Genomic DNA, 13,835 nt, shown 5'->3' with positions numbered 1-13,835 from the left:
GGCGCTCAGCCGTCGTCGGACAGGGGCGCGGCATCACTGGCGTTGCGGAATACGCCCAGGGTGCCCATGCGACGCCCGCGATCGTTGAGGAAGCTTTCGAGCACCACCACCGGCTCGCTGTCCTGGCGGGTGAACTCAAGCCGATCCGGCGCGGTGCGCGCCGACCGCCAGCCTTCGCCCAGGCACTGGCCGAGGGCCTCGCCGCCGGCCAAGAGCGCGCCGCGCGGGTCCTCGGTCGCCAGTGAACCGAAGCAAAGGTAGTGATCGGGGCGCCGGGACGCGGTGATCACGCAGGCGTCATGGAACGCCTGGGTGTCGGTCTGCCAGGTACGCGTCAGCGAGGTGGTCTCCAGGCGCCCCTTGATGTCCTCGAAGCCCGTCTCCGCACTCGTGATCGCCCGGTTCAGGGCGGCGCAGTCGAAGCGCTCCGCCGCCGTCTGCTCCGTGGCCTGGCTCGCGCAGCCGGCCAGCAGGGCCATTCCCGTCCCCAACAGCCATTTCCCTGCCATTGCTGCCATCCTCATCTCCTTTTTCCACATGGCACCGCGTGAACGGCTGCCTTCCAAGGCTCCATCAACACGATAGCATCGGCTCGCGCCGTCGTCCTCAATCCGGCAGCTGGATATCGAAGCGACGCTCCAGGGCGCGTCGACCCTTCGAGGTCAACCGGAGAGCTCTGCCATCGAGCTCACGCCTCACCCAGGCCCGGCCCATGGCATGGTCCAGCAAGGCCGCCCCCAGCGCGCCCGCCAGATGCGGACGACGCATGCTCCAGTCCATGCAGGGGCGGGCGAAGCGACGGCGGCGGGCGCGCACCGACCGCACGTCCACCCCCATGTCATGGAAGACTCTCTCCCCCTCTTCGCTCAGTCGGTAATCGCTCCCCGCCTCCGCGGCGGGTACCAGCCAGCCGGCCCCTAGGCAGGCATCGTGTAGCACCACCGCCAGCTCGCCGGCCATATGGTCGTAGCAGGTGCGCGCGAAGCACAGCCGGCGCGGCGTATTGGGGGCAAAGGAAGGGGCATCGCTCTGCCCGATCACCATCAGGCCCTCCAGCGCCTCGGCGACTCTCGGATCCTCCAGCGCATAGTAGCGATGACGCCCCTGAGGATATCGTCGCACCAATGCCAGCTCGGCGAGACGTGCCAGATGCGCGCTGGCCGTCGAAGGAGCGACTTCCGCGATCACCGCCAGCTCGGTGCTGGTCCGCGCATGGCCATCCATCAGTGCACACAGCATTCGGGCCCTGGCCGGTTCGGCGATCGCCGTCGCCACCCGGGAAAGTGCCATGCCCGACACGTCCGTCATAGTCTCCACATTTCGCTCCCGATCGAATCGTGGCCTGCGACAGGCACCGATACTGGGTCGGCATGCCATGCCAGGCCGCTGCCTGAACAACGCTATCGCCATCACGCCGAACACGCACAAGGAATATCCGATGCTTGCCCTCGAAGCCCCCAGCCATCCGGATCCCTATCCTTCCTACGCCCACCTGCGACGACGCGGCGGCCTTCTGTATCTCGCGGCACCGGACCTCTGGGTCGCCAGCGATGCGGCCACCGTCACCGAGGTCTTCGAGCAATCGGCCTGCCACGTGCGGCCACATCGGGAGCCGATCCCCAGCATGATCGCCGATGGCCCGGCCGGCGAACTCTTTGGCCGACTGATGAGGATGAATGAGGGTACCGCCCACCAGGCTCCTAGGCGGCGCCTGATGCCTCTTCTGCACGCCCTCGATGACGAAGAGATCGCCAGGCTGACCCGGCACCGCCTCGACGCAACGTCCGCTCCAGCTCCGTCTTACGCCATGTTCCGTGTGCCGCTCACGATCATTGCCGCCCTGCTAGGCTGCCCTCCGGAGCACGAAGCCTGGCTGGCCGAACGAACGTCGCGTTTCGTGGCTGGCTTGAATCCGCTCGGCCATACGGCCCAGCGAGACGCCGCCCACCAGGCCGCCGCAGACTTGATGGAGACAGTATCCGGCTTCGGGACACTGCCTTTAGGGTCGAACGATGCACTTGCCCCGGAGGTCCTGGTCGCCAACCTGATCGGCCTGCTGTCGCAGACTCATGACGCCACGGCTGGCTTGATCGGCAATGCCATGCTGGCCCTGAGGAAACGTCCAGCACTTCGCGAATCGCTAACCCACAGGCCCGAAGGGGTGGCCGACATGATCGAAGAGGTCGAGCGTCACGACCCGCCGGTGCACAGCACCAAGCGGTACGTCGAGGCGCCCTGCAGGTTGGGCGGCACGTGGCTGGAACCCGGCGAAACCGTACTGGTTCTGACCGCTTCCGCCAACCGCGATGCTGCCCTAGCCCAGGATGCCGATCGTTTTTGCCTCAACCGTCGCGAACGCGTCAGCTTCTCATTCGGGGCGGGACGCCATCGATGCCCGGGAAGACGACTGGCACTGACCATTGCTACCCATGTCGTCACCTGCCTGCTCGAGCGTCGCGACTACTTCAGCACCCTTCATCATCACGGCTATCTGCCATCGCAGCACAGCCGGATTCCCTGCCTCACCTCAACACAGGAGGAGCGCACATGATCGCCGTCATCTTCGAAGCCAGGCCCCATCCATCGCAGCGCCAGCACTACATGGACATCGCCGCCGAGCTCAAGCCGCAGCTGACCGACGTGGAGGGCTTCATCTCCATCGAACGCTTCCAGAGCCTGGCCGATCCCGATCGGCTGCTGTCACTGTCGTTCTGGCGCGACGAGGCGGCCGTGGCCGAGTGGCGCCGCCTGGAGGCCCACCGCGCGGCCCAACATGCAGGACGCCGCTCGGTGTTCGCCGACTACCGGCTGCGTATCGCCCGGGTCGAGCGCGACTACGGCCTGCACGACCGCGCCCAGGCCCCCGCGGACAGCCGCGAGGCTCACGAATAGCCGCGAGACACTCGCATGCTCCAGCGATCTCAGTGCGCCTCGTCCCAGTTGGCGCCGCTCTCGGCCTCGACGATCAGCGCCACGTCGAGCTCGGCGGCGGCCTGCATGCGCCGCTTCACCTCGGGGATGAAGGACTCGACGGCGTCCTCGGCAACCTCGAAAACCAGTTCGTCGTGGACCTGCATGACCATCATGGCGTCGATGTCGCCCTCGGCCAGCCAGCCGTCGACGTCGATCATGGCGCGCTTGATGACATCCGCCGCGGTGCCCTGCATGGGCGCGTTGATGGCCGTGCGCTCAGCGCCCTGGCGCCGAGCGCGGTTCTGGGAGTGGATCTCCGGCAGGTACAGGCGCCGGCCGAACACCGTCTCCACGAACCCATCCTCTGCCGCCTGTGAACGAATCCGCTCCATGTAGCGGGCCACGCCGGGGTAGCGGTCGAAGTAGCGGTCGATGTAGGTCTGCGCCTGGTTGCGCTCGATGTGCAACTGGCGCGAGAGCCCCCAGGCGCTCATGCCGTAGATCAGCCCGAAGTTGATCGCCTTGGCGCTGCGACGCTGCTCGCCGGAGACCTTGTCGAGGCCCACGCCGAACACCTCGGCGGCGGTGGCGGCGTGAATGTCGCGGCCCTCGGCGAAGGCCTCGAGCAGCCCCTTGTCACCCGAGAGGTGCGCCATGATACGCAGCTCGATCTGCGAGTAGTCGGCGGCGACGATACGATAGCCGGGCCGCGCCACGAAGGCCTGGCGGATCTTGCGTCCTTGCTCGGTGCGGATCGGAATGTTCTGCAGGTTGGGGTCGGAAGAGGACAGCCGCCCGGTGGCGGTGACCGCCTGATGGTAGCTGGTGTGCAGCCGGCCGGTGGCCTTGTTGACCAGCCGCGGCAGCTTGTCGGTGTAGGTGGAGCGCAGCTTGGAAAGGCCGCGATGCTCCATGATCACCTTGGGCAGCGGGTAGTCCAGCGCCAGCTCCTCGAGCACCGCCTCGGCGGTGGAGGGCGCACCCTTGGGCGTTTTCTTGATCACCGGAATCTTCTGTTCCTCGAACAGGATCTGGCCGAGCTGCTTGGGCGAGCCGAGGTTGAACTCGCGCCCGGCGAGCTCATAGGCCTTCTCCTCCAGCTCGCCGATGCGCTTGCCGAGCTCCTTGCTCTGGGTGTGCAGGCGTTCGGCGTCGAGCGCCACGCCGCCGCGTTCCATGCGCGACAGCACCCGGATCAGCGGCCGCTCGAGGGTATCGAGCACCTCGGCCAGGCGACCCTCGGCCTCGACCCGCGGGCGCAGCTCGCGGTGCAGGCGCAGGGTGATGTCGACGTCCTCGCAGGCATAGGGCGCTGCCTGCTCCAGGGCGACCTGGTTGAAGGTCAGCTGCTTGGCGCCCTTGCCGGCGATCTCCTCGAAGCTCACCGTCTTCTCGCCCAGGTACTTGAGCGCCAGCGAATCCATGTCGTGTCGGGTGGCGGTGGAGTCCAGCACGTAGGACTCGAGCATGGTGTCCTCGAGGGCGCCGGCCACCTCGATGCCGTGGCGCGCCAGCACCGAGATGTCGTACTTGAGGTTCTGGCCGATCTTGGCCTTGCCGGCGTCGATCCACAGCGGCGTCAGCGCCTCGAGCACAGACTTCCGGTCGAGCTGCGCAGGGGCGTCCAGGTAATCGTGGGCCAGCGGGATGTAGGCGGCCTCGCCCGGTTCGAGGGACAGCCCGACGCCGACGATCTCGGCCTCCATGTAGTCGAGGCTGGTGGTTTCCAGGTCGAAGCAGAACACTTCGGCGTCGTTCAGGCGCGCCAGCCAGGCGTCCAGCTCGGCCTGTTCGAGGATCACGCTGTCCTCGCGCTCGCCGCCGCGGCTGCTACCTTCATCCCCCTCGTCCACCGCCGCCTGACGGCCGCCGGACACATCATCGACGCCTTGATCCTTGCCCTCCAGCAGTTCGGACAGCCAGGCCTTGAACTCCAGGCGGCGATAGAGCTCGAGTAGCGCCTCACGGTCGGGATGGGCGATATCCAGGTCGTCGAGGCCCACCGGCAGCTCACAGTCGGTCTTGATGGTGGCCAGCTCGTAGGACAGGAAGGCCTGGTCGCGGTGCTCCTCGAGCTTCTTGGGCAGCGTCTTGGCACCGCGAAAGCCCAGCGTCTTGACCTTCTCAAGGTCCGCGTAGACGCTCTCGAGACCACCCTCCATGCCCTGCAGCAGCCCCAGGGCAGTCTTCTCGCCGACCCCGGCCACGCCGGGGATGTTGTCGACCTTGTCGCCCATCAGCGCCAGGAAGTCGATGATCAGCTCGGGCGGCAGGCCGAACTTCTCCTTCACGCCCGCCACGTCCAGGGTCTCGTCCTTCATAGTGTTGACCAGGGTGATGTGGGCGTTGACCAGTTGGGCCATGTCCTTGTCACCGGTGGAGATCACCGCGTCGCGGCCGGCCTCGGTGGCATGGCGCGCCAGGGTGCCGATGACGTCGTCGGCCTCCACGCCCTCGATGCACAGCAGCGGTAGCCCCAGCGCCCGCACGCAGTCGTGCAACGGCTGGACCTGGGCGCGCAGGTCATCCGGCATCGGCGGACGCTGCGCCTTGTATTCCTTGAACAGCTCGTCGCGAAAGGTCTTGCCCGGGGCATCGAACACCACCGCCATGGGGCTGTCGGGATAGTCCTTGATCAGCCGCTTGAGCATGTTGAGCACGCCCTTGATGGCGCCGGTGGGCTGCCCCTCCGAGGTAGTCAGTGGCGGCAGCGCGTGGAAGGCGCGGTACAGATAGGAAGAACCGTCGACGAGAACGATGGGGGTATCGGCCATGAATCGGCATCCCTTGCAGGCTGGGCGATGAAGTGTGTGACGAGGGCATCAGCGGTGGGCGAACCGCCGGTCCCTGATCCTGGCTGTTCATGATACGCATTGCCGGCACGATTTGCCGTGCAAAGCATGCATCAGCGGCCGCTCAAGGCATACACTGTGGGCAACCCCATGGTCAGGAGAACACCATGAACCTCATACGCTCCGCGCTGCTCGCGCCACTGGCCGGCCTGGCGCTGTTGACCGCCGGCCTGCCGGCCCTGGCCCAGTCCAGCACCGACGTCGAGCCGGACATCACCATCCGCCAGGAGGAGGATCGCACCATTCGCGAGTACCGGGTCAACGGCGCGCTCTACGCCATCGAGATCCAGCCCGCCGTGGGGCCCTCCTATTACCTGGTCGACCGCGACGGCGACGGCGACTTCGAGCGCCAGAACGGCCAGCGCATCGCCGTCCCCGAGTGGGTGCTCAAGCGCTTCTGACGACTGCCCCCGCTTCATGCGGGGCTACGGCCATCCGGTTCGTGCATCGCGCCGCCAAGCCGCTACAATAGGCGGCTTCGCATACCCGGGCGAGAGACACATGGCTGTATTCACACCGCTGACCGACTCTCAGGTCGAAGCGTTTCTGAGCCGCTTCGATGCCGGCTCCCTGGTCGCCTGCAAGGGCGTGCCCGCCGGCACCGAGAACAGCACCTTCTTCGTTACCACCGACCGTCGCGAGCTGGTGTTGACCCTGTTTGAGCAGGGCGAGCACGAGGAGCTGCCGTTCTTCGTCGAGCTGCTCGACTACCTGGACGAGCACCGCCTGCCGGTGCCCGGCCCGCTGCACGACCGTGACGGCATCGCCCTGCACAGCCTGGCCGGCAAGCCGGCGCTGCTGTTCCCGCGTCTGCCGGGCAAGCACCCCAAGGCCCCCAACCTGGCCCAGTGCCGGGCGCTGGGCGACGCCCTCGGGCGCATGCACAAGGTTTCGCGGCACTTCCCGGGCAACCGCCCCAACCCGCGTGACCTGCACTGGCTGCTGCCCATGCACCACAAGGTGATGGTCTACCTGTCGCCCGACGACCAGGCGCTGATGAAGGACGAGGTGGAGATCTACCAGGGCTTCTTCGAGGAATGCCCGGCGCTGCCCCAGGGGGCGATCCACGGCGACCTGTTCCGCGACAACACCCTGTTCGACGGCGACCGGCTCGGCGGGCTGATCGACTTCTACAACGGCTGCACCGGCGACCTGCTGTTCGACCTGGCCATCGTGATCAACGACTGGGCCAGCGACGACGACGGCCGGCTCGACCCGACGCGCTACGAGGCGATCCTCACCGCCTACCAGGCCCGCCGCCCGCTGGAGCGCGCCGAGCGCCAGGCCTGGCCGATGATGCTGCGCCTGACCGCGCTGCGCTACTGGCTGTCGCGGCTGCTGGTGGTCTACGTCGACCCACCGGCCCACGATCTCACGCCACATGACCCGGACGTTTTCCGCACCGTGCTCGAGCGGCGTATCGCCGACGGCGCCCTGCCCCTGCCCGAGGCCGGCCAATGAGCCTGGCGATGGGCAGCATGGTCGGGCCCGCCCATCGTGCCCGGCATACCTGGAACATCGACCAGTGGGGCAGCGGCTACTTCGACGTGGCCGACGACGGCCAGGCCCTGGTGCGCCCCCACGGCGGCGAGGACGATGGCCCCGCCCTCGCGCTCTCGCCGCTGGTCGCCAGGCTGCGCGAAGCCGGCCTGCGACTGCCGGTGCTGATCCGCTTCACCGATATCCTCCACGACCGTGTCGAGCAGCTTTGTGCCGCCTTCGACGGCGCCATGGGCGAGGAAGGCTTCGACGGCGGCTACACCGCGGTCTACCCGATCAAGGTCAACCAGCAGCGCCGGGTGGTCGAGGAGATCCTGGCCACCCAGGAGCGCGTCCGCGACCGGGTCGGCCTGGAGGCCGGCAGCAAGCCGGAACTGCTGGCGGTGCTGGCACTGTCCGGCGACGGCCCCTCGCTGATCGTCTGCAACGGTTACAAGGACCGCGAATACATCCGCCTGGCGCTGATGGGCGAGAAGCTCGGCCACCGCGTCTACCTGGTGGTGGAGAAGCTCTCCGAGCTGCCGCTGATCCTCGAGGAAGCCGACCGCCTCGGCGTCGCGCCGCGCATCGGCCTGCGCGCCCGGCTGGCCTCGGTGGGCAAGGGCAAGTGGCAGAACACCGGCGGCGAGAAGTCCAAGTTCGGCCTCACCGCCGGCCAGATCCAGGCGGTGGTCGAGCGCCTGCGCGAGGCCGACGCACTGGCCAGCCTGCAGCTGGTGCACTTCCACCTGGGCTCGCAGATCGCCAACATCAGCGACATCCAGCGCGGCCTGCGCGAGTGCGCCCGCTTCTACCAGAGCCTGGTGGCACTGGGCGCCCCGGTGGACACCGTGGACGTGGGCGGCGGGCTCGGCATCGACTACGAAGGCACCCGCTCGCGGAGCTTCTGCTCGATCAACTACTCGATGCGCGAGTACGCCCGCAACGTGGTGGCGGCCTTCGCCCAGGTGTGCGAGGCGGAGGGGCTGCCCCACCCGCACCTGATCAGCGAATCGGGCCGGGCGCTGACCGCCCACCACGCGGTGCTGGTCACCAACGTGATCGGCGAGGAGCGCCCCGACACCCAGGCGCCGCCGGCGCGGGTCCAGGGTGATCCCCAGGTCGCCGAGCTGTGGCGGGTCCACGACGCTCTGCAGGCCACCCAGGCCCCGCGCGGGCTGGTGGAGGCCTGGCACGACCTCGGCCAGGCCATCGTCGAGCTCCAGGATCGCTTCGTGATGGGCCTGGCCGGGCTCGAGGCCCGCGCCGAGGGCGAGGGCGTCTACACCGCCGCCTGCGCCCGGCTGCGCGAGCGCCTCGACCCACGCAACCGCGCCCATCGCGAGATCCACGACGAGCTCGCCGAGAAGCTCGCCGACAAGCTGTTCGTCAACTTCTCGCTGTTCCAGTCGGTGCCCGACGTCTGGGGCATCGACCAGATCTTCCCGGTGCTGCCGCTGTCGGGCCTCGACCGGCCGCCCTCGCGGCGCGCGGTGATCCAGGACATCACCTGCGACAGCGACGGGCGCATCGACGGCTACGTGGACGGCGAAGGCGTCGAGTCCACCCTACCGCTGCCCGAGTGGGACGACGATGAGGAGCGCCTGCTGGGCTTCTTCCTGGTCGGCGCCTATCAGGAGATCCTCGGCGACCTGCACAACCTGTTCGGCGACACCGACTCGGTGGACGCGGCCCTGGACGCCAACGGCGAGTGGTGCTTCGACCACGTGCGCCGCGGCGACCGGGTGGCCGACGTGCTGGGCTACGTGGACTTCGATGCCGAGGTGCTGCGCCGTCGGCTCGCCGACCAGCTCGCCGCCAGCGGCCTCGAGGCCGACGAGCAGGCGCGCTTCCTCGACGACCTGTCCGAGGGTCTCGAGGGCTACACCTACCTGGAGTGACACCATCGGCGCCACGGCGCCGATGGTCGACCGTCACTGACGGTTTTCCTGCATTAGGCCATAGTGAATAGCCGTGGCCTCCCGGGAAAGGGAGGCCACGCGGTGCCGGTCGCCGGCATTTTAATTTGCATCCTAATGATTTACCATGTAATAAACCCGAGATTCATGGCAAGGAGCTGGGATCATGATCATTCTCTCCCTCATTTTCTGGCTGGTAGGGCTGGCCCTACTGGGGGGTGGCCTATGGCTTATCACCCTCGACGGCAGCTGGTACTACGCCCTGTCCGGCATCGTGCTGATTGCGGTCGGGGCACTGACACGCTCGCGTCGCCCGGCCGCCCAGACGCTGTACGCCCTGTTCCTGGCGGCGACCGCCGCCTGGTCCCTGTGGGAGTCGGGCTATGACTGGTGGCCCCTGGCCACCCGACTCGGCCTGTTCCTGGTACTCGCCATTCCGCTGCTGTGGCCGGCCAAGCGCGGTGGCCGCACCGGCACCGCCGTGCTGCTGCCGGTGTGGGCGATCATCGGCGTGGGTCTGCTGGCCAGCCTGAGCGTCGACGCCCACCGCATCGACGGCGAGCTGAATCGCGAGGTGGTGGCCGAGAACGCCGACCTCGGCGCCAGCCCGCAGGACAGCTGGCACGCCTACGGGCGCAGCAACCTGGGACAGCGCTTCTCGCCGCTCGAGCAGATCACCCCCGAGAACGTTGGCGACCTGGAGCTGGCCTGGCAGTACCAGACCGGCGACGTCAAGGGTCCCGAGGACGTCGGCGAAACCACCTACGAGGCCACGCCGCTGAAGGTGGGCAAGTCGCTGTTCGTTTGCACCCCGCACAACTGGCTGATCGCGCTGGACGCCGACAGCGGCGAGGAGCAGTGGGTCTATGATGCCAAGGTACCGGCGGAGAGCTCGCGCCAGCACCAGACCTGCCGCGGCGTCTCCTACCTGCCGCCGGCCTCCGGCGACCCCGATGCCCTCGACGTGCTGGTGGCCGACGCCCCGGCCGAGAACCTGGACGCCATCCAGTGCGACGCCCAGCTGTTCCTGCCCACCTCCGATGCCCGCCTGCTGGCGCTGGATCCGGCGACCGGCGCGCGCTGCGCCAACTTCGCCGACAACGGCGAGCTGGACCTGATGCACAACATGCCGTTCAAGCAGGCCGGCTTCTACTACTCCACCTCGCCCCCCGTGGTCGCCGACGGCAAGGTCGTGGTCGCAGGCTCCGTCAACGACAACTACGCCGTCGAATCGCCCTCCGGCGTGATCCGCGCCTACGACGCCAAGACCGGCGAGCTGGTGTGGAACTGGGATGCCGGCAACCCGGACGACACGGCGCCGATTGCCGAGGGCGAGACCTATACCACCAGCTCCCCCAACAGCTGGTCGATCGCCAGCGCCGACGAGGAGTTGGGGCTGATCTACTTCCCGATGGGCAACCGCACCCCGGACCAGCTGGGCATGTACCGCAGCGAGGCCGAGGAGACGTATGCCAGCTCGGTGGTGGCGCTGAGCCTCGCGACCGGTCAGGTGGAATGGGTCCAGCAGTTCGTGCACCACGACCTGTGGGACATGGACACCCCGGCCCAGCCCAGCCTGCTCGACCTGGAGACCGACGAGGGCACCCAACCGGCGCTGGTCGTTCCCACCAAGCAGGGCGACGTCTACGTGCTGAACCGCGAGACCGGCGAGCCGATCCTGCCGATCTCCGAACAGCCGGCGCCCCAGGGCACCATCGAGGGCGACTACGCCGCCGAGACCCAGCCGATCTCGAGCCTGAGCTTCCGGCCGCCGACCCTGCGCGAGGCGGACATGTGGGGCGCCACGCCGTTCGACCAGCTGATGTGCCGCATCCAGTTCAAGTCGCTGCGCTACGAGGGTCAGTACACACCGCCCTCCGAGCAAGGCACCATCGTCTTCCCGGGCAACTTCGGGGTCTTCAACTGGGGCAGCATCGCCGTGGACCCGAGGCGCCAGGTGATGTTCGGCATGCCGCTGTACCTGGCCTTCACCTCTACCCTGGTGCCCAAGGAAGGCGCCGACCTGGGCGAAACCAACCAGGGCGAGCAGGGCCTCAACGAGAACGCCGGCGCTCCCTATGCGGTTGAAATGAAGCCCTTCCTGTCGCCGTTCGGCGTGCCCTGCCAGCAGCCGCCCTGGGGCTACGTGGCCGGCACCGACCTGCGCACCGGCGAGGTCGCCTGGCAGCACAAGAACGGCACCGTCGAGGACATGACCTCCCTGCCGCTGCCAATCAAGATGGGCGTGCCCGGCATCGGCGGCCCGGTGATCACCGAGAGCGGCGTGGCCTTCCTGGCCGCCAGCGTGGACGACTACCTGCGCGGCTACGACGTCAGCACCGGCGAGCAGCTGTGGGAAGCGCGCCTGCCGGCCGGCGGTCAGGCCACGCCAATGACCTACCTCAACAGCCAGGGCGAGCAGATGGTGGTCCTGGTGGCCGGCGGGCACGGCTCGATCGGCACCACCATCGGCGACTACGTGATGGCCTACAAGCTGCCCGGGCAGTAACGGCCAGGGGCGTTTCTTCGGAAGCGTCCTCACACGACAAGGCCCCCGCCGGCGCTGCCGGCGGGGGCCTTCGCGTATCTGGGCAAGGCGGGCCGCGTCAGTCGATCACTCGGGTGACGATCTCCAGCCCACCGGTCAGCGCCAGCTCGAGCTCGGCGCCGCGCGGCAGTTCGCCCACCCCAGCCGGGGTGCCGGTCAGCACCACGTCGCCGGGCTCGAGGGTGAAGTGGCGGCTCATCTCGGCCACCAACTCGGGCACCGGGAACAGCATGTCGGCACCGTGGCCGTGCTGACGCTCCTCGCCGTCCACCGCCAGGGTGAAGGCCAGGGCGCTCCAGTTAGGCACCTCGCTGAGCGGCAGGAAGGCCGACAGCGGGCAGGCGCCGTCGAAGCCCTTGGCCACCTCCCAAGGGTGTCCCTGCTCCTTGAGCCGGCCCTGGACGTCGCGCAGGGTCAGGTCCAGCGCCAGGCCGATGCCAACGATGCCACGCTCCGCCTCGGCGGCATCGGCGTCGGTCAGCGTCTCGCCCACCAGCAGCGCCAGCTCGGTCTCGAAATGCACCTCACCGCGAGCGAAGGGCGCGGCGATCGTCTCCTCCAGGCTCACGGCGCTGGTAGCCGGCTTGATGAACAGCAGCGGCTCGCTGGGCACCGGATTGTCGAGTTCCTTGGCATGGTCGGCATAGTTGCGGCCGACGCAGACGATCTTGCCCAGCGGCTGCGGGAAGGCCCGGCCATCGGTGAAGCGGGGTACGAAACGCATGACGACGTGACTCCTTTGCGGAACTGGCCCGGGCGCCTGTCGGGGCGAGGCTGGCAGCGTCGCCGACAGGCGTGGTCGGGGCACCTGGTGTCAGTCTACCCCCGGGTCGCGGTCGCGTCAGTCGTCAGACCTCCGGTGTCCACGCCTCGCCGGGCTCATGGGCCAGGAAGCGCGGGCGGCGCTTGGCGGCGGCGAAGGGCTCGACGCAGCGATTGTCGCGACGGTTGTAGACGAAGAAGACGTTGCTGCGCGGGTCCGGCGACATGTTGGCATTGGAGCCGTGCAGGGTGTTGCAGTCGAACAGCAGCAGGCCACCGGCGGCCCCGGTGGGCGCCTCGATGCCGTGGCGGTCGATCAGCCGCCGCAGCGCCTCGCGACTCGGCACGCCGAACTCTTGGGTCTTGAGCGACTGCTTGTGGTGATCCTCGGGGGTCTCGCCGAGGCAGGGCACGAACACCCGATGCGAGCCCGGCACCAGCATCAGCGGGCCGTTGAAGGTGTGGTTGTCGGTCAGCACGATGGAGGCGCTCACCGCGTGCATGGCCGGCATGCCGTCCTCGGCGTGCCAGGTCTCGAAGTCCGAGTGCCAGTTGAAGCCCTTGCCCTCGAAGCCGGGCTTGTAGTTGATGCGCGACTGATGGATGTAGGGCTCGCCGCCGAGGATCTGCCGGGCGCGCCCGGTCAGGCGCTCGTCTTCGGTCAGGCGGCCGAAGATGCGGGACAGGAAGTGCACGGCGAACAGCGAGCGAATCTCGTGGCCCCGGGGCTCGGTGATGCTGAAGTCGCGCTCGCGATAGGCGTCGTGCTCCAGCAGCCACCTGAGCTCCCGACGCAGCTCTTCGAGCTCGTCTCCCGCGAGGAAGTCGGGCTCGAAGAGAAAGCCCTGGCGCTCGAACGCATCGAGCTGCGCCGGGGAGAGTGGCCCCTCCCGGTCGCGCCCCTTGATCACCGGCTCCTGACGATTGAGCCAGGGCAGATCGAGAGGCTCGGCCAGGCGGGTGGGATAGGGATCCTCGCCGGGCAGCGGAGCGCTGCGCACTCGACTCTGGGGGTCCGGGGAATCGACGATGTCGAACCGGGTCGTCTGTTTCATCGGTCGGTCGGACGATGTCTGCACTGACATCCACTACCTCCTTTGCAGTCGGAAGGGTTTCAGATTCGAGCTCGTTACCGACGGCGATCGGCCGCACGGCGGGGCCACAGGGGGCCCGCGTCGGGAATGTGGCGATGCCCCTGCGGTCTTTCAAGGGCCGGATGTCCAGGCACGACGCTAGAGTGCCCGGCAAGCAGGGAGCGCGGCCATGGGGCCGGGCTGCTGCAGGTCCGAGTGGGAGCGCGGCGGTGCCGCGTCAGGCGGGATGGGGTGGCGACGCCCCGGGATCTTGCCGCGTCCCGGGGCG

At 68.2% G+C, this 13,835-nt stretch carries 11 protein-coding genes; 6 read left to right on the top strand and 5 right to left on the bottom strand.

Annotation, left to right across the window (positions count from 1 at the left end):
* Positions 1-5: 5 nt before the first annotated feature.
* Entirely contained in the window at positions 6-518 is a 513-nt protein-coding gene (locus ACGTN6_RS06100) for a hypothetical protein (protein WP_394590434.1), read from the bottom strand.
* Between the two features lie 88 nt (positions 519-606).
* Positions 607-1,308: an ArsR/SmtB family transcription factor gene (locus ACGTN6_RS06095; RefSeq protein ID WP_394590432.1), complete on the bottom strand. Its 702-nt coding sequence runs from the start codon at positions 1,306-1,308 to the stop codon at positions 607-609.
* Between ACGTN6_RS06095 and ACGTN6_RS06090 the strand changes: the two genes are divergently transcribed.
* The gene (locus ACGTN6_RS06090) at positions 1,289-2,551 is read left to right on the top strand and encodes a cytochrome P450 (protein WP_394590431.1); all 1,263 of its coding nucleotides are present in this window, start codon (positions 1,289-1,291) and stop codon (positions 2,549-2,551) included. The two genes, ACGTN6_RS06095 and ACGTN6_RS06090, sit on opposite strands and share 20 nt — an antisense overlap.
* Positions 2,548-2,892 (top strand): antibiotic biosynthesis monooxygenase family protein, encoded by a 345-nt coding sequence (locus ACGTN6_RS06085; RefSeq protein ID WP_394590429.1) that lies wholly within the window; start codon positions 2,548-2,550, stop codon positions 2,890-2,892. The genes ACGTN6_RS06090 and ACGTN6_RS06085 overlap by 4 nt, the downstream gene beginning before the upstream one ends.
* Positions 2,893-2,921: 29 nt before the next feature.
* Here ACGTN6_RS06085 and polA read toward each other — a convergent pair whose 3' ends face one another.
* Complete coding sequence (gene polA / locus ACGTN6_RS06080) at positions 2,922-5,687, bottom strand: DNA polymerase I (RefSeq protein WP_394590427.1); 2,766 nt, start codon at positions 5,685-5,687, stop codon at positions 2,922-2,924.
* 185 nt (positions 5,688-5,872) lie between these two features.
* Between polA and ACGTN6_RS06075 the strand changes: the two genes are divergently transcribed.
* The 4 genes from ACGTN6_RS06075 to ACGTN6_RS06060 all read left to right on the top strand — a co-directional run bounded on the left by ACGTN6_RS06075 (position 5,873) and on the right by ACGTN6_RS06060 (position 11,672).
* The gene (locus ACGTN6_RS06075) at positions 5,873-6,166 is read left to right on the top strand and encodes a DUF2782 domain-containing protein (RefSeq protein WP_394590425.1); all 294 of its coding nucleotides are present in this window, start codon (positions 5,873-5,875) and stop codon (positions 6,164-6,166) included.
* A 100-nt stretch (positions 6,167-6,266) separates the two neighbouring features.
* Complete coding sequence (locus tag ACGTN6_RS06070; protein ID WP_394590424.1) at positions 6,267-7,226, top strand: homoserine kinase; 960 nt, start codon at positions 6,267-6,269, stop codon at positions 7,224-7,226.
* Positions 7,223-9,145 carry a biosynthetic arginine decarboxylase gene (speA, locus tag ACGTN6_RS06065; RefSeq protein ID WP_394590422.1) on the top strand — a complete coding sequence of 641 codons (1,923 nt, stop codon included), beginning with the start codon at positions 7,223-7,225 and terminating at the stop codon, positions 9,143-9,145. Before ACGTN6_RS06070 ends, speA begins: the two co-directional genes overlap by 4 nt.
* A gap of 184 nt (positions 9,146-9,329) precedes the next feature.
* Entirely contained in the window at positions 9,330-11,672 is a 2,343-nt protein-coding gene (locus ACGTN6_RS06060) for a glucose/quinate/shikimate family membrane-bound PQQ-dependent dehydrogenase (RefSeq protein WP_394590421.1), read from the top strand.
* A 97-nt stretch (positions 11,673-11,769) separates the two neighbouring features.
* Here ACGTN6_RS06060 and ACGTN6_RS06055 read toward each other — a convergent pair whose 3' ends face one another.
* Both ACGTN6_RS06055 and thpD read right to left on the bottom strand, forming a co-directional pair.
* Positions 11,770-12,435 (bottom strand): fumarylacetoacetate hydrolase family protein, encoded by a 666-nt coding sequence (locus ACGTN6_RS06055; protein WP_394590419.1) that lies wholly within the window; start codon positions 12,433-12,435, stop codon positions 11,770-11,772.
* A gap of 124 nt (positions 12,436-12,559) precedes the next feature.
* Positions 12,560-13,558: an ectoine hydroxylase gene (gene thpD, locus ACGTN6_RS06050; protein WP_394590416.1), complete on the bottom strand. Its 999-nt coding sequence runs from the start codon at positions 13,556-13,558 to the stop codon at positions 12,560-12,562.
* Positions 13,559-13,835 lie beyond the last annotated feature (277 nt).

It is taken from the genome of Halomonas sp. B23F22_20, from assembly GCF_043496985.1.
In the GTDB taxonomy this organism is placed as follows: Bacteria; Pseudomonadota; Gammaproteobacteria; order Pseudomonadales; family Halomonadaceae; genus Halomonas.
The sequence above is the reverse complement of the archived record's forward strand: the minus strand, read 5'-3'. Positions and strand labels throughout refer to the sequence as shown.

What these genes read in the sequence shown, in the direction of transcription:
- ACGTN6_RS06055 (WP_394590419.1), bottom strand. Translation starts at nt 12,435, where the DNA reads ATGCGTTTCGTACCCCGCTTCACCGATGGCCGGGCCTTCCCGCAGCCG.
- ACGTN6_RS06095 (WP_394590432.1), bottom strand. Translation starts at nt 1,308, where the DNA reads ATGACGGACGTGTCGGGCATGGCACTTTCCCGGGTGGCGACGGCGATC.
- speA (WP_394590422.1), top strand. Translation starts at nt 7,223, where the DNA reads ATGAGCCTGGCGATGGGCAGCATGGTCGGGCCCGCCCATCGTGCCCGG.
- ACGTN6_RS06090 (WP_394590431.1), top strand. Translation starts at nt 1,289, where the DNA reads ATGCCCGACACGTCCGTCATAGTCTCCACATTTCGCTCCCGATCGAAT.
- polA (WP_394590427.1), bottom strand. Translation starts at nt 5,687, where the DNA reads ATGGCCGATACCCCCATCGTTCTCGTCGACGGTTCTTCCTATCTGTAC.
- ACGTN6_RS06070 (WP_394590424.1), top strand. Translation starts at nt 6,267, where the DNA reads ATGGCTGTATTCACACCGCTGACCGACTCTCAGGTCGAAGCGTTTCTG.
- ACGTN6_RS06060 (WP_394590421.1), top strand. Translation starts at nt 9,330, where the DNA reads ATGATCATTCTCTCCCTCATTTTCTGGCTGGTAGGGCTGGCCCTACTG.
- ACGTN6_RS06085 (WP_394590429.1), top strand. Translation starts at nt 2,548, where the DNA reads ATGATCGCCGTCATCTTCGAAGCCAGGCCCCATCCATCGCAGCGCCAG.
- thpD (WP_394590416.1), bottom strand. Translation starts at nt 13,558, where the DNA reads ATGTCAGTGCAGACATCGTCCGACCGACCGATGAAACAGACGACCCGG.
- ACGTN6_RS06075 (WP_394590425.1), top strand. Translation starts at nt 5,873, where the DNA reads ATGAACCTCATACGCTCCGCGCTGCTCGCGCCACTGGCCGGCCTGGCG.
- ACGTN6_RS06100 (WP_394590434.1), bottom strand. Translation starts at nt 518, where the DNA reads ATGGCAGCAATGGCAGGGAAATGGCTGTTGGGGACGGGAATGGCCCTG.